Origin of the sequence: Pseudomonas guineae, assembly GCF_900113745.1 — a bacterium.
Lineage (GTDB): Bacteria > Pseudomonadota > Gammaproteobacteria > Pseudomonadales > Pseudomonadaceae > Aquipseudomonas > Aquipseudomonas guineae.
The window spans coordinates 133855-152771 of record NZ_FOQL01000004.1; the positions used below are offsets into that span (position 1 = coordinate 133855).

At 59.8% G+C, this 18917-nt stretch carries 18 protein-coding genes; 9 read left to right on the forward strand and 9 right to left on the reverse strand.

Translation table 11 applies throughout. The annotated features are described in order from the left end of the window. Positions 1-3 precede the first annotated feature (3 nt). The 7 genes from mrdA (at position 4) to lipB (ending at position 7366) form a co-directional block, all read left to right on the forward strand. The gene (gene mrdA / locus BMZ32_RS14840; RefSeq protein WP_090243328.1) at positions 4-1893 is read left to right on the forward strand and encodes a penicillin-binding protein 2; all 1890 of its coding nucleotides are present in this window, start codon (positions 4-6) and stop codon (positions 1891-1893) included. Positions 1894-1931: 38 nt separating this feature from the next. Then, entirely contained in the window at positions 1932-3035 is a 1104-nt protein-coding gene (rodA, locus tag BMZ32_RS14845) for a rod shape-determining protein RodA (RefSeq protein ID WP_208598737.1), read from the forward strand. A gap of 17 nt (positions 3036-3052) precedes the next feature. Next, complete coding sequence (mltB, locus tag BMZ32_RS14850) at positions 3053-4063, forward strand: lytic murein transglycosylase B (RefSeq protein WP_090243333.1); 1011 nt, start codon at positions 3053-3055, stop codon at positions 4061-4063. Next, positions 4063-5067 (forward strand): septal ring lytic transglycosylase RlpA family protein, encoded by a 1005-nt coding sequence (locus BMZ32_RS14855; RefSeq protein WP_090243335.1) that lies wholly within the window; start codon positions 4063-4065, stop codon positions 5065-5067. Before mltB ends, BMZ32_RS14855 begins: the two co-directional genes overlap by 1 nt. A gap of 121 nt (positions 5068-5188) precedes the next feature. Beyond that, complete coding sequence (locus BMZ32_RS14860; protein WP_090243337.1) at positions 5189-6364, forward strand: D-alanyl-D-alanine carboxypeptidase family protein; 1176 nt, start codon at positions 5189-5191, stop codon at positions 6362-6364. Positions 6365-6437: 73 nt separating this feature from the next. Continuing rightward, positions 6438-6713 carry a DUF493 domain-containing protein gene (locus tag BMZ32_RS14865; RefSeq protein WP_090243895.1) on the forward strand — a complete coding sequence of 92 codons (276 nt, stop codon included), beginning with the start codon at positions 6438-6440 and terminating at the stop codon, positions 6711-6713. Further along, positions 6713-7366, forward strand: a complete 654-nt coding sequence (gene lipB / locus BMZ32_RS14870; RefSeq protein WP_090243340.1) for a lipoyl(octanoyl) transferase LipB — start codon at positions 6713-6715, stop codon at positions 7364-7366. The genes BMZ32_RS14865 and lipB overlap by 1 nt, the downstream gene beginning before the upstream one ends. A 68-nt stretch (positions 7367-7434) precedes the next feature. Here lipB and lipA read toward each other — a convergent pair whose 3' ends face one another. The 6 genes from lipA to leuS all read right to left on the reverse strand — a co-directional run bounded on the left by lipA (position 7435) and on the right by leuS (position 14602). Then, a complete protein-coding gene (gene lipA / locus BMZ32_RS14875) occupies positions 7435-8487 on the reverse strand; it encodes a lipoyl synthase (RefSeq protein WP_090243342.1) in 1053 nt (350 codons plus the stop codon). Between the two features lie 165 nt (positions 8488-8652). Then, positions 8653-9936 carry a lytic murein transglycosylase gene (locus tag BMZ32_RS14880; protein ID WP_090243344.1) on the reverse strand — a complete coding sequence of 428 codons (1284 nt, stop codon included), beginning with the start codon at positions 9934-9936 and terminating at the stop codon, positions 8653-8655. 72 nt (positions 9937-10008) lie between these two features. After that, entirely contained in the window at positions 10009-10167 is a 159-nt protein-coding gene (gene arfA / locus BMZ32_RS14885) for an alternative ribosome rescue factor ArfA (protein ID WP_090243346.1), read from the reverse strand. An 82-nt stretch (positions 10168-10249) separates the two neighbouring features. Next, a complete protein-coding gene (holA, locus tag BMZ32_RS14890; RefSeq protein WP_090243348.1) occupies positions 10250-11281 on the reverse strand; it encodes a DNA polymerase III subunit delta in 1032 nt (343 codons plus the stop codon). 39 nt (positions 11282-11320) lie between these two features. Then, positions 11321-11932 (reverse strand): LPS-assembly lipoprotein LptE, encoded by a 612-nt coding sequence (locus BMZ32_RS14895; protein ID WP_090243350.1) that lies wholly within the window; start codon positions 11930-11932, stop codon positions 11321-11323. Positions 11933-11989: 57 nt separating this feature from the next. After that, positions 11990-14602: a leucine--tRNA ligase gene (leuS, locus tag BMZ32_RS14900; protein ID WP_090243352.1), complete on the reverse strand. Its 2613-nt coding sequence runs from the start codon at positions 14600-14602 to the stop codon at positions 11990-11992. A gap of 197 nt (positions 14603-14799) precedes the next feature. Here leuS and BMZ32_RS14905 point away from each other — a divergent pair, with 197 nt between their 5' ends. Then, positions 14800-15243: a hypothetical protein gene (locus tag BMZ32_RS14905; protein ID WP_090243354.1), complete on the forward strand. Its 444-nt coding sequence runs from the start codon at positions 14800-14802 to the stop codon at positions 15241-15243. Positions 15244-15269: 26 nt separating this feature from the next. Beyond that, the gene (locus BMZ32_RS14910; protein WP_090243356.1) at positions 15270-16049 is read left to right on the forward strand and encodes a YdcF family protein; all 780 of its coding nucleotides are present in this window, start codon (positions 15270-15272) and stop codon (positions 16047-16049) included. Here the strand turns inward: BMZ32_RS14910 and BMZ32_RS14915 are convergent. The 3 genes from BMZ32_RS14915 to BMZ32_RS14925 are packed head-to-tail and all read right to left on the reverse strand — an operon-like array spanning position 16046 to position 18913. Continuing rightward, positions 16046-17017, reverse strand: coding sequence for a peptide ABC transporter ATP-binding protein (locus tag BMZ32_RS14915; protein ID WP_090243358.1), 972 nt, complete (start codon positions 17015-17017; stop codon positions 16046-16048). The genes BMZ32_RS14910 and BMZ32_RS14915 overlap by 4 nt on opposite strands. Continuing rightward, on the reverse strand, positions 17017-17991 hold the full coding sequence (locus BMZ32_RS14920) for an ABC transporter ATP-binding protein (RefSeq protein WP_090243897.1): 975 nt from the start codon (positions 17989-17991) through the stop codon (positions 17017-17019). Before BMZ32_RS14920 ends, BMZ32_RS14915 begins: the two co-directional genes overlap by 1 nt. 10 nt (positions 17992-18001) lie before the next feature. Then, on the reverse strand, positions 18002-18913 hold the full coding sequence (locus BMZ32_RS14925) for an ABC transporter permease subunit (protein WP_090243359.1): 912 nt from the start codon (positions 18911-18913) through the stop codon (positions 18002-18004). Positions 18914-18917 lie beyond the last annotated feature (4 nt).

Sequence of the window (18917 nt, forward strand, 5' to 3'; positions counted from 1 at the left end):
CCGATGCCGCAGCCTATCCGCCTTAAAGACCACGAGAAAGACGGCCGCCTGATCCGCAAGCGGGCGGTGGTCGGTGCTGTGTTGGTTTTGCTGCTGACTTCGGTGTTACTGACGCGCCTGTATTACCTGCAAGTGGTGCAGTTCGAGCACCACACCACCTTGGCGGAAAATAACCGTATTCATGTACAGCCGATTCCGCCGAATCGCGGGCTGATTTATGACCGTAACGGCGTGATCATCGCCGACAACCGACCTAGTTTCAGCCTGACCCTGACCCGCGAACGTGCCGGTGATTGGACGCAGGTGCTCGATGTAATAGTCGAGGTGCTGGAGTTGGGCCCGGATGAACGCGTGCTGTTCGAGCGGCGTGTGCGTCAGGGGCGGCGGCCTTTCGAACCGGTGCCGGTGCTGTTTGAGCTAAGCGAAGAGCAGATCGCTCGCGTGGCGGTTAACCAGTTCCGTTTGCCGGGGGTCGAGGTCGCTGCGCAATTGGTGCGCCATTATCCACTGGGCGAGCATTTCGCCCACTCGGTTGGCTATGTCGGGCGGATTAACGAGAAAGAGCTGAAAACGCTCGACCCGGTGTCCTACAGTGGCACTCACCATATCGGTAAGACCGGTATCGAGCGCTTCTACGAAGACGAGCTGCACGGCGAGGTGGGGTACGAGGAAGTCGAGACTAACGCCCGCGGCCGTGTGTTGCGCGTGCTCAAGCGCACTGATCCGACCCCCGGCAAGGACATTGTGCTGAGCCTGGATATCCGCTTGCAGGAGGCCGCCGAGGCCGCTCTGGCGGGGCGACGCGGTGCGATTGTGGCGATTCAGCCGCAAACCGGCGAGGTGCTGGCGATGGTCAGTCAGCCGAGTTTCGATCCTAATCCGTTTGTGACGGGCATCGGTTTCAAGGCCTATGCCGATTTGCGCGACTCGATTGATCGGCCGCTGTACAACCGTGTCTTGCGCGGTCTTTATCCGCCAGGCTCAACGATCAAGCCGATGGTCGCGGTGTCTGGCCTGGACTCAGGCGTGGTAACCGCGCAGACGCGGGTATTCGACCCGGGTTATTACCAACTACCCAATTTGCAGCATAAGTACCGTAACTGGAATCGCAGTGGTGATGGTTGGGTCGACATGGATCTGGCCATCTCGCGCTCCAACGACACCTACTTCTACTCGTTGGCGCACAAGATGGGCATCGACCGCCTGCATGACTACATGAGCCGTTTCGGTCTGGGTCAGCGTGTGTCGCTGGACATGTTTGAAGAAACCGCCGGCTTGATGCCTTCGCGTGACTGGAAGCGCGCGCGCTACCGTCAGGCCTGGTATCCGGGCGAGACGCTGATCTTGGGCATTGGGCAGGGTTATATGCAGACCACCCCGCTGCAACTGGCGCAGGCCACCACGCTGATGGCGACGCGTGGCAAGTGGATTCGTCCGCACTTGGCCAAGAGTATTCAGGGGCGCGTACCTGTCGACCCTAATCCGCTGCCGGATATCGTCCTGCGTGATCCGAAATTCTGGGATAACGGCCGCCACGGCATGGAGCAGGTGATGCACGGCCCGCGTGGTACCGCGCGTAAGGTTGGTGATGCGGCGCTGTATAGGATTGCCGGCAAAAGCGGTACTGCCCAGGTGGTGGCGATCAAGCAAGGCGAGAAGTACGACCGCAGCAAGGTGGCCGAGCGTCATCGCGACCATGCCTTGTTCGTAGCGTTTGCCCCTGTTGATAACCCGCAAATCGCCGTGTCGGTGATGGTGGAAAACGGTGAGTCAGGCTCCGGGGTTGCCGCACCCGTGGTCAAGCAGGTGATTGATGCCTGGCTGCTGGATGAGAACGGTCAGTTGAAAGCCGAATATGCTCCGCCCGTGGCGGCTGAGGTTAGCGCGCCATGAGTAATAGTTTCGATCGGAATCTATCCACGGATGACTTATTGCGCCGTCGTGCCTCCTTGCTGCAAAGGCTGCATATCGACGGCATCCTGCTGCTGCTGCTGTTGACGCTGGCAACGGGCAGCCTGTTTATTCTGTATTCCGCCAGCGGTAAGAACATCGAGATGCTGATCAAACAGGCCAGCTCCTTCGGTATTGGTCTGGTCGGCATGTTTATCATTGCTCAGCTTGAGCCGCGCTTTATGGCGCGCTGGGTGCCACTGGCTTATGTCGGCGGCGTTGCCTTGTTGGTGGTGGTGGATGTCATGGGTCACAACGCTATGGGAGCCACACGCTGGATCAATATCCCCGGGGTCATTCGCTTCCAGCCCTCGGAGTTTATGAAGATCATCATGCCTGCGACCATCGCTTGGTACCTCTCCAGCCGCAGCCTGCCGCCGCGGCTAAAACATATCTGTATCAGCCTGGCGATGATCATTGTGCCGTTTGTGCTGATCATGCTGCAGCCGGACCTCGGTACATCATTGCTGATCATCGCCTCTGGTGGCTTTGTATTGTTTATCGCTGGGCTGCAGTGGCGCTGGGTGATTGGTGCGGTGGCTGCCGTGGTGCCGATAGCCATAGGCATGTGGCTATTTGTCATGCGTGAGTATCAGAAGCAGCGGGTGCTGACCTTCCTCAACCCGGAAAGCGATCCGCTAGGCAGTGGCTGGAACATCATCCAATCCAAGGCCGCTATCGGCTCAGGCGGTGTGTTGGGTAAGGGCTGGCTGCAAGGCACTCAGTCGCACCTGGATTTTCTCCCGGAAAGCCACACAGACTTCATTATTGCGGTGCTAGCCGAGGAATTCGGCCTGGTTGGCGTGTGTTTGTTACTGCTGGTGTACATGCTGTTGATCGCGCGCGGCCTGGTGATTACCGTGCAAGCGCAGACGCTGTTCGGTAAGCTTCTCGCCGGTGCGCTGACCATGACGTTCTTCGTTTATGTCTTCGTCAATATCGGTATGGTCAGCGGTTTGTTGCCGGTGGTGGGGGTGCCGCTGCCGTTTATCAGCTACGGCGGCACTTCGTTGATTACGCTACTCGCAGGATTTGGGATTTTGATGTCGATCCACACTCACCGTAAGTGGATGACACAGGTTTGATTGGGATTATGAATTCAATGCAAAACGCACGTGGATGGATGGTACGTACTGCACCTTGGCTGGCGTTCGCCGGGGTGTGCGGAATGGTTCAGCCCGTGCTGGCCGGGGATTATCAGCAGTCGCCTCAGGTGACTGAATTCGTCGGCGAAATGACTCGCGACTATGGCTTTGCCGGCGAGCAGCTGGTTGGGATGTTTGCCGAGGTCGAGCGTAAGCAGGCCATTCTCGACGCCATTTCGCGTCCGGCGGAGAAGGTCAAGCAGTGGAAAGACTACCGGCCGATCTTTATCACCGATGCGCGCATCAACAAAGGGGTCGAATTTTGGAAGCAGCATGAAGCCACCCTGGCTCGCGCTGAAGCAGAGTACGGCGTATCGGCCCAAGTGATTGTGGCGATCATCGGTGTGGAAACCTCTTACGGCGGTAACACTGGTAGCTATCGGGTGATGGATGCGCTGTCGACCCTGGCCTTTGATTATCCGCCGCGTGCGCCATTCTTTCGCAAGGAGCTGCGTGAGTTCCTCTTGCTGACTCGTGAAGAGCAGGTTGAACCACTGAGCCTGAAGGGCTCTTACGCCGGCGCCATGGGTTTGCCACAGTTTATGCCGAGCAGCTTCCGCGCCTACGCCGTGGACTTTGACGGTGACGGCCATATCAACATCTGGACCAACCCGGTGGACGCCATCGGCAGCGTAGCCAGTTATTTCAAGCGTCACGGCTGGCAGCCCGGGCAGCCGGTGGTCAGCGCCGCCACCGTTACGGGGGCACAAGCTGAACAGGGTCTGACTGTGGGCCTTGATCCGGTGAAGACTGCCGCTGAATTGCGTGCTCTGGGTTGGGCGAGTGCCAATCCGCTGGCGGACGAATTGCCAGTCACCGCCTTCCGTCTGGAAGGTGCCGAGGGTGCAGAGCACTGGCTGGGCTTGCCTAACTTTTTTGTGATCACCCGCTACAATCGCAGCGTGATGTATGCCATGGCGGTCAATCAGCTGGCCGAGTTGCTGGTTGAGGAACGGGGTAAGAATTGATGGTGCGTTTACCTTTAAAAATGGCTGCGTATGGCAGCTTGGTACTGCTGTTGGCCAGCTGCTCGTCCAGCCGAGCGCCGCAGCCGGTAGCACCGGTGCAGCCGGGCGCATCGATTTCCGGTCCAGATGACTTTAACCGTCCACACAAGGACGGCGCGCCTTGGTGGGACGTTGACGTCTCGAGAATTCCCGACGCCGTGCCGATGCCGCACTACGGTGCGGTCAAAGCCAGCCCTTACACGGTATTCGGCAAACAGTACTATCCGATCCCCGATGCCCGGCGCTATCAGGCTGTGGGGCCGGCGTCTTGGTACGGCACTAAATTTCACGGCCAGGCTACTGCTAACGGTGAAACCTACGATCTGTACGGCATGACCGCAGCGCATAAAACTCTGCCGCTGCCCAGCTACGTGCGGGTGACTAACTTGGATAACGGCAAGAGCGCGATTTTGCGGGTTAATGACCGTGGGCCGTTCTATTCCGACCGGATTATCGACCTGTCTTTTGCGGCGGCGAAGAAGCTCGGTTACGCCGAAAGCGGCACCGCGCGGGTTAAGGTTGAAGGTATTGATCCGCAAGAATGGTGGGCTCAGCAGGGCCGTCCGGTGCCCATGGTGCTGGCAGCGCCGCAGCAGGTGGCCCAGGTTAAAACCACGCCGCAGCCCGTAGCCCAACCGTTCGAACAATATTCGCCGCCACCGCAGCAGCATGCCTCCGCGGTACTACCTGTGCAGATTGACGCAAAAAAAAACGCTTCAGTCGCAGCCTCTGGCCTGTATCTCCAGGTGGGAGCCTTCGCCAATCCGGACGCTGCGGAGCTACTCCGCTCGAAGCTGAGCGAAACAGTGGCTGCGCCGGTGTTCGTCAGCTCAGTGGTGCGCAACCAACAGATACTGCACCGCGTACGTCTGGGGCCGGTGAGCAACCAGAGCGAGGCTGAGCAACTGCAAGACAGTGTGCGCCTGGCCAATCTAGGCGAGCCAACTCTGGTCAAAGCAGACTGACGGGGCACTTATGGTTTTTTTGCGGGACTAAACAAACACCCCCGGCCGGTCAGCCGCTGGACTGGGGTAAGCAACTTATGCCCACTGGGCCTGTTCGACCATCAGCAATCTAGAGAGACGGATGAATATCACCAGCTTTGCGCAACGCGTTTTCCTTTCACTTTGCCTGTTCAGCGCACCGACAGTCTGGGCCAATCAACCTGCTATTCCCTCCGCGCCACAGTTAGCGGCCAAGTCCTATGTGCTGCTGGATGCTGCCAGCGGCAAGGTGCTGGTGGAAAACAACGGCGACCAGCGTTTGCCCCCGGCTAGCCTGACCAAACTGATGACGGCCTACATCGCCACCCTGGAAATTCGCAAGGGCAAGATCGGCCAGCAAGACATGGTGCCGGTTAGCGAGCACGCCTGGCGCACCGGCGGTGCGGCCTCTGGTGGTTCGACCATGTTCCTGCCCTTGAACAGCCAGGCGAGCGTGGATGACCTGCTGCACGGGGTGATTATCCAGTCCGGTAACGACGCCAGTATTGCCCTGGCTGAATACATTGCCGGCAGTGAGGATGCCTTCGCCGATATGATGAACGAAGCAGCTGCGCGTCTGGGCATGAGCAACAGCCACTTTATGAATGCCACCGGTCTGCCGAATCCGGAGCATTACTCCAGCGCTCACGACATGGCCATTCTGGCCCGTGCCATCATCAATGAAGATCAGGAACACTACGCCATCTATGCGCAGAAAGAGTTCCTCTGGAACAACATCAAGCAGGGTAATCGCAACCTGCTGCTGTGGCGCGACAAGACCGTCGATGGCCTGAAAACCGGCCATACCGATGAAGCAGGCTACTGCCTAGTGGCTTCGGCTGTGCGTGATGGTGCGCGCATGATTACCTCGGTGTTCGGCACCGTTAGCGAGTCGGCCCGTGCGGCGGAAACGCAGAAGCTGCTGACCTACGGTTTCCGCTTCTTCGAGACCCGCAGCTTTTACAAAAAAGGCCAGGAGCTGGCACAGGCACAGGTTTGGAAAGGTGCTTCGCGTCAGGTTAAAGCCGGTTTGGCCAATGACCTCACCTTAACCCTGCCAAAGGGCCAGCTGGATAAACTGCAGGCTGGCATGGTCATTAATCCGCAACTTACTGCGCCTATTGCTCAAGGTGATGTGATCGGCACGGTCCAGGTAAAACTGGGCGAGGAGTTGGTACACAGCGCTGACTTGATTGCCCTTGAGGCCGTCGAGGAAGGCAGTTTCTTCCGCCGTTTGTGGGACAGCATCAGCTTGTTCTTCTTCGGTTTATTCAACTGATATCGTGACCAGCACGCCCTTGCCGAACCGTAAGGGCGCTGTTGTTGCCACGGCTTACGAGGCCGTTACCGCCATGAGTCAACCTGACGTTAAATCGCATAAAATCGAATTTCCCTGCGCCGATTACCCGATCAAGGTGGTTGGCGATAGCGGCGACAGTTACAAAGACACGGTGATCGAGGTCCTAAGCAAGCATGCCAAGGTCGATCTCAGTACGCTGGCCGAGCGCCAGAGCAGTAATGGCAAGTACACCACGGTGCAGCTGCATATCGAGGCCACCGGTGAAGATCAGCTGCGCGATATCAACAGTGCTTTGCGTGCGACCGGTATTGTGCACATGGTGCTGTGATGAGTCTGCCGCTTGGCTTTCGCGAGCTAGGACAGGTTGAATACGAGCCGACCTGGCATGCCATGCAGCGCTTTACCGATACACGCGGCGTGGATACGCCTGACGAAATCTGGCTGCTCGAGCATGCCCCGGTGTTTACCCAGGGCCAGGCTGGTAAGGCCGAGCATGTGCTGTTTCCGGGTGATATTCCGGTAGTGCAGGTCGACCGGGGAGGTCAGGTGACGTACCACGGGCCGGGCCAGCTGGTGGCTTACCTGCTGCTGGATGTGCGCCGCAGCGGTATTGGGGTGCGTGAACTGGTCAGCCGCATGGAGCGCTGCTTGATTGAGCTACTGGCCAGCTACGGTGTCAGCGCCAATGCCAAGCCAGACGCCCCTGGGGTGTATGTCGATGGCGCGAAGATCGCTTCTTTGGGGCTGCGGATTCGTAACGGCCGCTCTTTTCATGGCCTGGCGCTGAATGTGGACATGGACTTGCAGCCCTTCCAGCGCATCAACCCGTGCGGCTATGCCGGCATGGCCATGACCCAGCTTGCTGATCAGGCAGTGTCGCCAATAGTCTTTGCTGAGGTCAGTGCGCGGTTACGTGAGCAGCTGAGCAAGCACCTCGACTATGCGCAGCAGCAAAGCCTGGCAGGCGTAATCGACAGTTAGATATCGGCAAAATATGAAAACGCCTGACCCCAGGTAAAGCCAGGGTCAGGCGTTTCTAAATGGCTCGATTAATTTAAATTCAGGGTCGGAATCAGGCTGTTGTCGAGCGGCTGACCGGGAACGGGAACAGGTGCCGCCAGGCCTAGGTTGTTCTTCTCGAAGACCTTATCGGCACGGTAGCTGGAGCGTACCAGTGGGCCGGCCGCAACTTCCATAAAGCCTTTTTCTAGGCCGAGCTCGCGGAAGTGATTGAATGCTTCCGGGCTAACCCAGCGCTGCACGGGTAGGTGGTTACGCGTCGGCTGCAGGTATTGACCGAGTGTGAGGATGTCCACGCCGATAGCGCGCAGGTCATCCATGGTTTCGAGAATTTCCTCATCGGTCTCGCCGAGGCCGAGCATCAGGCTGGTTTTGGTCAGCACATCCGGGCGGTGGCGTTTGGCGTGTTCAAGCACGCGCAAGGTCTTCTCGTAGCCCGCGCGTGGGTCGCGCACGTCATGGGTCAGGCGCTTGACGGTCTCGACGTTCTGCGCGAAGACCTCAAGGCCAGAGTCCACCACACGCTCAATGGCTTGCAGGTCACCATCGAAATCAGGCGTCAGGGCTTCCACCACCACATGTGGGGTGCGTTCCTTGATCGCGCGCACGCTAGCGGCGTAGTGCGCCGCGCCGCCGTCATCCAGGTCGTCGCGATCCACCGAGGTCAGCACGATATAGCGCAGGGCCATCAGCTCAACTGACTTGGCGGTATTTTGCGGCTCTTCCAGATCAAGCCAGCCGTTAGGGTTGCCGGTGTCCACCGCGCAGAAGCGACAGGCGCGGGTACACACCGAGCCCATTAACATGATGGTGGCGGTGCCGTTGGACCAGCATTCGCCCATATTTGGGCAATGGGATTCCTGACACACCGTGCTCAGGCGGTGTTCGCTGACGTTGCGTTTGACGGCTTCGAAGCGGCTGCCGCCAGGTGCCTTGACCCGCAGCCACTTGGGCTTGGGCTCAAACTTCTGGGGTTCGCTTGAGGCGCGGCGCTTCTGCCCGTCCTTGATCGCAGTGATGCCTTGAGTGGTGCGAAATTTTTCGCCGCTGGCAACGGGTTTTGGCGGGGAGGTATCGGACATCGGCAATTGGGCTCCGCTAGAGGCTCCGGGGGACGAGGCGGCTTTTCGCCGCCGCGCAGTCTACCATAAGAGCTGACCGTGCAGTCAGTCGGGTGCCCTGTGTTCACGCGACTAGCAGCCTAGTCATTTCGTCCAAGCGATCGCGTAAAAGGGTTATGCGCTCAGTTATCTGAGCTGTTCGAGCAATTGGTGGCTGGGGTAGCCATCGGCAGGCTGGCCTTGGCTTTGCTGGAAAGCGCGTACCGCCTTGCGTGTATTAGCCCCAATAATGCCGTCCGCAGGTCCCGGCTCATAGCCCTTGTTCGCAAGCAGCTCCTGCAGTTCGATGCGCTCGCTGCGCCCCAGCTGGCGGTCGTTACGAGGCCAGGCGGCCTGCACGCCAGGGTTGCCATCCAAGGCATCGCTGAGCAAGCCGATAGCCAGGGCGTAGGCGGTAGAGTTGTTGTAGCGAAGAATACTGCGGAAGTTGTTCAGCAGCAGGAAGGCTGGGCCGCGGTGGCCTGCTGGTAAAAATAGCGTGGCCAGGCTTGTGTCATTGGCATCGATGGCACGGGTTGGTTTTACCCCAAGCTCACGCCATTGAATCAGGCTGCGACGTACTTCCGGGTCGGCCATGGCGTAATCAAAGCCCTGCGGCAGATTAACTTCAAAGCCCCAGGGTTGGCCATTTTCCCAGCCTGATGCCTGCAGGTAATGCGCTGCAGAGGCTAAGGCGTCGGGGGTGGAGCTCCACAGGTCGCGCCGGCCGTCACCGTCAAAATCAACGGCATGTTGATTGAAGGTGGTCGGCATAAATTGGGTCTGTCCCATAGCACCGGCCCATGAGCCAATCAGGCCCTGGGGGGGGGCGTCGCCGGCCTGCAGTATCTGCAGTGCAGCTAACAACTGGCTACGCCAGAACACCTGGCGGCGGCCATCGTAAGCAAGCGTCGCCAAAGAGCGGATCACACTATGGCTGCCGATATTGCTGCCGAAATTACTTTCCATGCCCCAGATGGCGATTAGCACTTCATGGTCTACGGCGTAGGTGCTGCGAATGGCTTTCAGCGTCGGTCGATGCTGCGCTTTAAGCAGGCGGCCCTGGGCGACGCGCGAGACGGAAACGGCACCGTCGATGTACTCCCATACCGGGCGAGTAAACTCCGGCTGGCTGCTATCAGAGGTCACCACGCGTGGGTCAAGGGTAATACCGGCAAAGGTGCGGTCGAACAGTTCAGCATCGATACCTGCGGCGATGGCATCGCTGCGCAGTAGCATGCGCCATTCAGTAAAGCTGAGTAGCGGGCTGGGGGGGCTGACAACATTAGCGGTCGGGCTGGCCGGTGCGGTGGTCGTGATAGCCGGCACGTCGGCAAGCGGCTGCGCAGGCACTTCGGCGCAGGCAGTCAAGAGCAGCAGGAAGAGGGCGGTGGCGCTATGGGACAAGCCCCGAAGAAGCAAGTAAGGCATGGTGGTCTCGGCACATTTTGCAGGCCGTAACCTTAGCATGATTGAGTGCGTATGCGGGCTGTGGCGGGCGTTTCAGGCGGCCAGAAAGTATGAAGCCCCCCAGTTTTGCTGGGAGGCTTCGCGGCGGTAGCTGCCTTTGCCTTTGCTGGGCGTTTCCTGGCGGCTGCGAAACAGTGGTTGGGCAATCAGGGATTTGGCCTTGTTCGGGCCGTGCTTGGTTTTCTTCGCCATGACAGTTCCTCGGGCAATAGCCTGCCATGTGCAGGCGCGCGAAGCATGGTCCGCACGGTGGGAAAAGTCCAGCGTCTGGGTTTTAGCCGAGTAGCCCTAAGCGTTGGCCGCAGAGGTTCAGGGTTAGGAGGCTGAGGCCGCTCCAGGGGTCACCCATTGCCTGGCCTTTAATTTGCGCGTCGATGTGTTGAGCATCTTGCAGTAAGGCTGCCCAGCGGGTGGCGGATAGGCGTTGCAGCGCTTTGCTGACCAGCGGCCGGCGTTTATCCCAGACTGGTGGGCGGGCTGAGCTGAACGCTTTATCCAGCGGCATGCCCTGGGCATGTTGTTGCGCGAGGGTGGCCAGTAGCCGGATTTCCCGGGCCAGCGCCCAGAGAATCACCGGTGGTTCGACGCCTTCGCCGCGCAGCCCTTCGAGCATGCGCAGGGCGTGGGTGGCTTCGCCATTCAGGGCTGCATCAATGAGGCCGAACACATCAAAGCGTGCGCTGTCCGCCACTGACGCATGCACGGTATCGACGTCGATCTGCGTACCATCGACGAGCAGTTTGAGCTTTTCAATCTCTTGAGCGGCAGCGAGTAGGTTGCCTTCGACGCGTATGGCGATCATGTCTACCGCTTCGGCACTGGCACTTAGGCCGGACTGCGCCAGGCGCTGACGAATCCATTGTGGCAGTTGGTGGGTATCAACCGGCCAGATCTGTACAAACTGAGTCTGCGCGCCTTCGATCAGCGCCTTGCCCCATTTGCTTTTCTGCGCGTTGCCGTCGAGCTTGGGCAGGCTGATCAGCAGTACAGTGTCTTCGGCGGGCCGGGCCAGGTATTCGAGTAGCGCGGCGCCCTTGTCGCTGGGCTTGCCATTAGTGATGCGTAATTCCAGCACGCGTTTTTCAGCAAACAACGACAGGCTGGCGCCGGCTTGTAATAAGTGGCCCCAGTCAAAATTGTTGTCGGCGTTAAACACCTGGCGCTCGCTAAAGCCTTGCTGGCGGGTGGTGGCGCGAATGGCGTCGGCGGCTTCCTGACAAAGCAGCGGCTCGTCGCCACTGATCACATACACCGGGCTCAAGGTGCCCTGCAGGTGTTTGCCGAGTTGTGCGGGGTTGAGTTTCATCGCGATGCGAAGCGGGGCCGCTTGCGCGGCCCGGCAGGCTTACTGAGCGGGGATCGGCAGTTGAATCGGCGACTGCTGAGGCTGCGCCGCTTGCTGTTGGCGTGCGGCTTCTAGGGCGTCGGCTTCAGCCTTAGCCTTGGCTTCTGCAGTTTGCTGCAGTTGGTCAAGTTGTTGCGGGCTGATCTGTTGCAGGCGCAGTACCAGTTGCTGGATCAGTTCGCGGTTCATTTCCCGGCGAATCTGCGCGGCTTCCTGGTCACCGCCAATCAGGTTGTTGCTGTCTTGGGTGTAGAAACTCTGCGCTTCTACCTTGTCGCTCAGTAGCAGCAGGTTTTTGCTGCCACGGATCTCGTATTCAAGGGTCTTGTTCAGCTCATATTCGGCGGTACGGGCCGAGCTGGTGAAGCTGGCCGCGCGACGGTTTTCCTGTTCGTTGCTCAGGACCAGGCTGTATGGCGCGCCTGGATAGACACGGACGTCGTTATTCTGCAGCACTTCGCGTACCTGATTGACGGTTTCGCCATAGGCATTACGTGCGCTGACATCGAGTTCTTTTAAGGCGAACTGCACATCACCGGTACCGCGCAGCTGAAAGCCGCAAGCGCTGAGCAGGGTAGCCAGGCCAATTACCAACAGATTCCGTTTGATCATCTTTTATCCCCTTGGCGTGTCTTGCGGCGCGCCGCTGTGCGGTCGCGCCGAGCTTAATCAGTTGGCTACGATGTTGACCAGTTTGCCTGGTACGACAATGACCTTGCGAATACTCAAGCCTTCGGTGAAGCGCAGCACACTTTCGTTGCTGCGGGCGCTGGCTTCGATATCTTCGCGGCTGGCGCTGGCGGACACTTCGATCTGCCCGCGTAGTTTGCCGTTGACTTGAATCACCAGGGTCAGGGTGTCCTGCACCAAGGCCGACTCATCCACTTGCGGCCATGACGTATCGATAATCAAACCGTCGCGACCCAATTCCTGCCACAGCTGGTGGCTGATGTGCGGCGTGATCGGGGCCAGTAGCAGCGCCACGGCCTCAAGGCCTTCCTGCAGCAGTGCACGGTCCTGACTGCTGGAGTGTGCGGCTTTTTCCAGTACGTTCATCAGCGTCATCACTTGGGCGATGGCGGTGTTGAATTTGTGGTGCTGGCCAATATCGATGCTCGACTGCTTGATTGCCAGGTGAATAGCGCGGCGCACGGCCTTCTGCTCGTCAGTCAGATTGGCAAGGTCGAGTGCCTCGGCTGCGCCCCGATTAACGTGGTTCTGCGCCAAGCGCCAAACGCGGCGCAGGAAACGGTGCGCACCTTCAACACCTGCGTCGGACCATTCACAGCTCATGTCGGGCGGCGAGGCGAACATCATAAACAGGCGGCAGGTGTCGGCACCGAACTGGTCGATCATCGACTGTGGGTCGACGCCGTTGTTCTTCGACTTGGACATCTTCTCGGTGCCGCCGATTTCGACCGGCAGACCGTCGGACTTCAATTTGGCACTGATGACTTTGGCTTTGCTGTCGCGCTCAAGCTCGACATCGGCCGGGTTGAACCAGTCCTTGCCGCCGTTATCGAGGGTGCGGTAGTAGGTTTCGGCCACCACCATGCCCTGAGTCAGCAGGTTCTTGAACGGCTCGTTGGACGACACCAGGCCTTCATCGCGCATCAGCTTATGGAAGAAGCGCGCATACAGCAGGTGCAGGATGGCGTGTTCAATACCGCCAATGTACTGATCCACCGGCAGCCAATGGTTGGCCGCTGCAGGGTCGACCATGCCGCCGGTGTAGTGTGGCGAGGCGAAGCGGGCAAAGTACCAGGACGACTCAACAAAGGTGTCCATGGTGTCGGTTTCGCGCTTGGCTGCTGCGCCGCATTTCGGGCAGCTGCATTCATAGAACTCAGGCATGCGCGCCAGTGGGCTGCCGGCGCCATCCGGCACTACGTCTTCTGGCAGCACAACCGGCAACTGGTCTTCAGGCACCGGTACGTCACCACAGGTTTCGCAGTGAATAATCGGGATCGGGCAGCCCCAGTAACGCTGGCGGCTGATGCCCCAGTCGCGCAGGCGGAATTGGGTCTTGCGCGCGCCGTGCTCATTGGCTTCCAGATCAGCAACGATAGTATCGAACGCCGCGCTGAAATCGAGGCTGTCGTACTTACCCGAGTTGATGGTGGTCAGCCCGGCTTTCTCGCCGTACCAGTCTTGCCATTGGCTGGCGTCGTAGGCCTTGCCTTCGCCGGTATACACCTGGGTAACCGGTAGGCTGTATTTGTTGGCGAACTCGAAGTCGCGCTCATCGTGCGCCGGCACGGCCATGACCGCGCCTTCGCCGTAGCCCCACAACACGTAGTTGGCAACAAACACCGGCAGCTTGTCGCCGCTCAGTGGATGGATGACGAACTGGCCAGTAGCAACGCCCTTCTTCTCCATGGTGGCCATATCGGCCTCGGCCACGGAGCCGCCTTTGCATTCGGCGATAAACGCGGCGATCGCCGCATTGCTCACGGCGGCGCGCTGGGCCAGCGGATGCTCGGCTGCCACGGCGACGTAAGTCGCGCCCATTAGGGTGTCGGGGCGGGTGGTGTAGACCTTCAGCTGGCCGTCGATGCCGACGCTGGCGAAGTCGTAATCAAACACCACATCGGCGCCGAAGCTTTTGCCGATCCAGTTGCGCTGCATGGTCTTGACCTGTTCCGGCCAGCCATCCAGTTCGTCCAGGCTGCTCAAGAGTTCTTCCGCGTAAGCGGTGATCTTGAAGTAGTACATGGGGATTTCGCGCTTCTCGATCAGCGCGCCGGAACGCCAGCCACGGCCGTCAATAACCTGCTCGTTGGCCAGAACGGTCTGGTCCACTGGGTCCCAGTTAACGCTGCCGTTTTTGCGGTAGATCACGCCTTTTTCGAACAAGCGGGTAAACAGCCACTGCTCCCAGCGGTAGTAATCCGGTTTGCAGGTGGTGACTTCGCGGGTCCAGTCCACAGCTAGGCCCAGGCTCTTGAGCTGAGTCTTCATGTACTCGATGTTTTCGTAGGTCCACTTGGCCGGGGCGACTTTATTCTTCATCGCGGCGTTTTCCGCCGGCATACCAAAGGCGTCCCAGCCCATCGGCTGCAGCACATTCTTGCCCTGCATGCGCTGATAGCGGGCGATTACATCGCCGATGGTGTAGTTGCGCACATGGCCCATGTGCAGCTTGCCGCTCGGGTAGGGGAACATCGACAGGCAGTAGAAAGTCTCCTTGCCTGGTTGTTCACTCACTACAAAGGAATTCTGCGCATCCCAATGGGACTGCGCGGCGGTTTCGATTTCACGGGGCGAATACTGTTCTTGCATGGCTACCGGCGCTTGGAATGAGGGCTTGCGGGAAACGCCGTAGCATACATGAGCCCCGCTTACTCAGGGAAACCCTGATTAATCAGTGGTCTGTTGGCTTCAGGCGTGTTTTCGCCGTTTGTCGCCAGGGGCTGCTGGTTAGGGGCTGACCGCTAAGCTTGAAGTAGAGGGTAAAAAGGGATCGCGTGAGGTGGTGGATGGCAGAATTAAGGCGCGGCGCACCTACCGGTGGGCTCTACGAGCGGCTGTTACAGCGCCTCGCCATTGCATTGGATGAGGCGGACAACTTGAGCGCGCTGTCCGCGCACGCGCCGCTTGAGTTGGAGCTGCGCGGCCTGACCTCGGCGGAAATGGAGCTAATTCGCGCTTACCTCGAGCGGGATCTGGACTGGCTGCGTGGCTGGCATGCAGCGGCTCAAGAAATGACTCAGATCGAGCAGCTTCAGTACCCCCGCGCAGTCGGGCGCAGTGGGCACAAGACCGCGGCTGCGCTACCCAGTAAGGTCAAGCCGCTGCTCAAGCGCCGCTTACAACTACGCTGCGCTTTGTGTGGTGAGTCGGCTGGCTGGCAGTCGGGCAATGCTGTGCCGGCGTGTAAGGCCTGTGGTTCGCAGTTGTTTCGGGCGAGTAACCACCGTTAGGCTGCGCGCACCCGTGGAGGTGCTCAATGCCGATTCGCTACATCCTTAAACAAATTTTTCTTCCGCCAGGCCTTTTTCTACTGTTGCTGCTGGCCGCTTGGTGGCTGCGTCGCCGTTTCCCGCGGTTGGCGACCGGCTGCTTGGTGCTCGCTTTAGGCGGCATGTGGCTGTTCAGTCTGCCCGTGGTGGTCGAGTGGTCGGCGCGACTACTGGAGAGCGAAGCGGCATTAGCTGAAACGCAGTGGCCTGGATTGGCTCAGCACGCTGAGGTGATTGTGGTGTTGGGCGGCGGTCGAGAACTTGCAGACCCCGGCTGGGGCGCCGACCAGCCCAGCCTATTGGCGCTAGAGCGGGTGCGTTATGCAGCCCGTTTAGCCAAAGCTTCGCGGTTGCCACTGCTGACCACGGGCGGATTGCACTACGGCGTACCACCCAGTGAGGCGGCGTTAATGGCTGAGGTGTTGGCGCGTGATTACGGCCTACCGGTGCGCTGGCAAGAAGGCTTGAGCCGCACCACGTGGGAGAACGCGACCCACACCGCCGAGCTGCTGGAAAAGGCCGGGATTACTCGTGTGGTGCTGGTGACTCAGGCCTGGCATATGCCCAGGTCACGCTGGAGTTTCGAGCAGGCGGGTTTGCAGGTGGTCAGTGCGCCGATGGGTTTTCTTGGTGTACGTAACGGCCGCCCGGTGGGCGGCTGGTTGCCGGAGAGTAAAGCGGTGTGGCAGAACGGCATACTGCTCAATGAAACCCTTGGCCTGCTGGCCTATAGGCTGTTCTATCAGGGCACTTCCGCGCAGCCTTAGCTATTGATCCACTCGACATGGTGGCAGGCCACCTGCCGCGCATCCAGCAGGCGCAGTGCCGGTTGCTCAGCCTGACAACGCTCGTTGGCATGCGGGCAGCGTTGGTGGAAGGCGCAGCCGCTGGGTGGTGACAGCGGATTGGGCAGCTCGCCGCTGATCTTGATCTTCGGTTTGCTCGGATCAGGATGAATGGTCGGCGTCGCCGACAGCAGCGCTTGGGTGTAAGGGTGCAGTGGGCGCTGGTAAATCTGCTCGCTGGGGCCCATTTCCACTGGGCGGCCTAGGTACATCACTAATACATCATCAGCCACGTGGCGCACCACTGAGAGGTTGTGCGAGATAAACACGTAGCCGGTGTTGAACTCTTCCTGCAGGTCCATAAACAAATTGAGTACTTGGGCCTGGATCGATACGTCCAACGCTGAAGTAGGTTCGTCCGCTACCAGCACTTTGGGCTGCAGCATCATCGCCCGGGCCAACGCAATACGCTGACGCTGGCCACCGGAGAACATATGCGGATAGCGCTGGTAGTGCTCAGGGCGCAGGCCCACCTGTTGCATCATTGCCTGGACCTTTTCTCGGCGCTCCAGTCGCGACAGCGAGGTGTTGATGAGCAAGGGCTCGCCCAGTTGATCGCCGACCTTCTGCCGTGGGTTGAGCGAGGCGTAGGGGTTTTGAAAGACCATCTGCACGTCACGGCGCAGCTGTTTGCGCTGGGCTTTGTTGGCCCCAGCTACTTCCTGGCCGGCGATCTGCAGGCTGCCTGAGCTGGGCTCTTCGATCAGCGTCAGCGCACGGGCCAGGGTGGATTTGCCGCAGCCAGACTCGCCGACCACGGCCAGGGTCTTGCCCGCTTGCAGCTCAAAAGACACTCCATTCAGCGCCTGGACGTGAGCGTTGGGCTTAAACAGCCCGCGGGAAATGGCGTAATGGCGGGTCAGGTCTCGGGCAGTCAGGACGGCGCTCATCAGGCCACCTCCGCAGTCAGGTTGAGCGGATAGAAACAGCGTGCCGCGCCGCGCTCATGGGCATCGAGCGGCGGTCGCTGTTGATGGCAGCGGGCTTGTACATAAGGGCAGCGCGGCGACAACAGGCAGCCCTGCGGCCGGTCATAGCGCCCCGGCACAATGCCGGGCAGGGTGGTCAGGCGGCGCTGGCCCTGGCTGTGCTCGGGAATCGCCTTGAGCAGCGCCTCGGTATAGGGATGAGTCGGCGCGTCGAACAGTTGCGGCACGTGGCCGATTTCCACCGCTTGGCCGGCGTACATCACGCAGACCCGCTGTGCGGTTTCTGCGACCACGGCGAGATCGTGGGTGATCAGTACCAGGCCCATGTCCTGTTCGCGTTGCAGCCCGACCAGCAACTCCATGATCTGTGCCTGAATGGTCACGTCCAGCGCGGTGGTCGGTTCGTCGGCAATCAGTAGTTTGGGTTCGGCGGCAATCGCCATGGCAATCGCTACGCGTTGACTCATGCCGCCTGAGAGTTGATGCGGGTAGGCATTCAGCCTGCTGGCAGCGGCAGGGATTTCAACCCGGTCGAGCAACTGCAAGGCGCGCTGGCGGGCAGCCTGGCCCTTAAGGCCCATATGTTGGTGCAACACTTCTTCGATCTGGTAACCCACGGTAAAGCTGGGATTGAGTGAGGTCATCGGGTCTTGGAAGATCATCGACAGATCCTTGCCGACGATATGCCGCCGCTGCCGGCCTTTAAGGCGCAGCATATCGGTGCCGTCGAACTGCAGGCTGTCGGCGCTAACGATGCCTGGCGCGTCGATGAGGCCCATCAGCGCCATCATAGTCACCGACTTGCCCGAGCCGGACTCGCCGACAATCGCCAGCACCTCGCCCTTGGCCACCGACAGGTCGAGGCCATCGACCACGGGCACCGCTGTGACGTCGCCGAAGCGCACGCTGAGGTTCTTGATATCCAATAGGCTCATGCCGAATTCCTCACTGCGCATTCTTGAGTTTCGGGTCGAGTGCGTCGCGCAGCCCGTCGCCCATCAGATTGATCGCCAGCACGCTGAGCAAAATGGTTAAGCCAGGCAGGCTGACCACCCACCAGGCGCGCTCGATATAGTCACGCGCCGAGGCCAGCATGGTGCCCCACTCGGGGGTCGGCGGTTGCACGCCGAGGCCGAGAAAACCCAGAGCGGCTGCGTCGAGAATGGCCGAAGAAAAGCTCAGGGTGGCCTGCACGATCAGCGGTGCCATGCAGTTGGGCAGCACGGTGATAAACATCAGCCGCGGCAAGCCAGCACCGGCCAGGCGCGCAGCGGTGACGTAGTCGCGGTTTAATTCGCCCATCACCGCAGCACGGGTCAGGCGTACGTAAGACGGCAGCGAGACGATGGCGATGGCGAAGATAGTGTTGATCAGTCCCGGGCCGAGTATGGCGACGATGGCGACCGCTAATAGCAGCGAGGGCAGGGCTAGCATGATGTCCATCAGACGCATGATCGACGGCCCGAGTAGGCGCGGGAAAAAACCAGCGACCAAGCCCATGAAAATACCGGGTATCAGCGACATCAACACTGAGGCGAGGCCGATCAGCAGTGACAGACGCGCGCCGTGGATCAGCCGCGAGAGCAAATCACGGCCCACTTCATCGGTGCCGAGGAGAAACTGCAACTGGCCGCCGTCCAGCCAGGCCGGCGGGGTCAGCATAAAATCGCGGAATTGTTCGCTGGGGTCGTGCGGCGCGATCCAAGGCGCAAACAGCGCGCAGATCACCAGCACGATCATAAACAACAGCCCGGCGACCGCGCCCTTGTTATGGGCGAAGGCCTGCCAAAACTCTTTGAGTGGGGAGGGGTAAAGCAGCGCCTGATCCAGCGCCGGATGCGTGGTGTCGACAGTCATGTTC

Excerpts from the sequence above, each read along its gene's own strand:
- lipB (WP_090243340.1), top strand. The coding sequence starts at position 6,713 with ATGAGTCTGCCGCTTGGCTTTCGCGAGCTAGGACAGGTTGAATACGAG.
- BMZ32_RS14915 (WP_090243358.1), bottom strand. The coding sequence starts at position 17,017 with ATGAGCGCCGTCCTGACTGCCCGAGACCTGACCCGCCATTACGCCATT.
- BMZ32_RS14855 (WP_090243335.1), top strand. The coding sequence starts at position 4,063 with ATGGTGCGTTTACCTTTAAAAATGGCTGCGTATGGCAGCTTGGTACTG.
- BMZ32_RS14860 (WP_090243337.1), top strand. The coding sequence starts at position 5,189 with ATGAATATCACCAGCTTTGCGCAACGCGTTTTCCTTTCACTTTGCCTG.
- lipA (WP_090243342.1), bottom strand. The coding sequence starts at position 8,487 with ATGTCCGATACCTCCCCGCCAAAACCCGTTGCCAGCGGCGAAAAATTT.
- BMZ32_RS14925 (WP_090243359.1), bottom strand. The coding sequence starts at position 18,913 with ATGACTGTCGACACCACGCATCCGGCGCTGGATCAGGCGCTGCTTTAC.
- leuS (WP_090243352.1), bottom strand. The coding sequence starts at position 14,602 with ATGCAAGAACAGTATTCGCCCCGTGAAATCGAAACCGCCGCGCAGTCC.
- holA (WP_090243348.1), bottom strand. The coding sequence starts at position 11,281 with ATGAAACTCAACCCCGCACAACTCGGCAAACACCTGCAGGGCACCTTG.
- mrdA (WP_090243328.1), top strand. The coding sequence starts at position 4 with ATGCCGCAGCCTATCCGCCTTAAAGACCACGAGAAAGACGGCCGCCTG.
- BMZ32_RS14865 (WP_090243895.1), top strand. The coding sequence starts at position 6,438 with ATGAGTCAACCTGACGTTAAATCGCATAAAATCGAATTTCCCTGCGCC.
- BMZ32_RS14920 (WP_090243897.1), bottom strand. The coding sequence starts at position 17,991 with ATGAGCCTATTGGATATCAAGAACCTCAGCGTGCGCTTCGGCGACGTC.
- arfA (WP_090243346.1), bottom strand. The coding sequence starts at position 10,167 with ATGGCGAAGAAAACCAAGCACGGCCCGAACAAGGCCAAATCCCTGATT.
- BMZ32_RS14880 (WP_090243344.1), bottom strand. The coding sequence starts at position 9,936 with ATGCCTTACTTGCTTCTTCGGGGCTTGTCCCATAGCGCCACCGCCCTC.
- mltB (WP_090243333.1), top strand. The coding sequence starts at position 3,053 with ATGCAAAACGCACGTGGATGGATGGTACGTACTGCACCTTGGCTGGCG.
- BMZ32_RS14895 (WP_090243350.1), bottom strand. The coding sequence starts at position 11,932 with ATGATCAAACGGAATCTGTTGGTAATTGGCCTGGCTACCCTGCTCAGC.
- BMZ32_RS14905 (WP_090243354.1), top strand. The coding sequence starts at position 14,800 with ATGGCAGAATTAAGGCGCGGCGCACCTACCGGTGGGCTCTACGAGCGG.
- BMZ32_RS14910 (WP_090243356.1), top strand. The coding sequence starts at position 15,270 with ATGCCGATTCGCTACATCCTTAAACAAATTTTTCTTCCGCCAGGCCTT.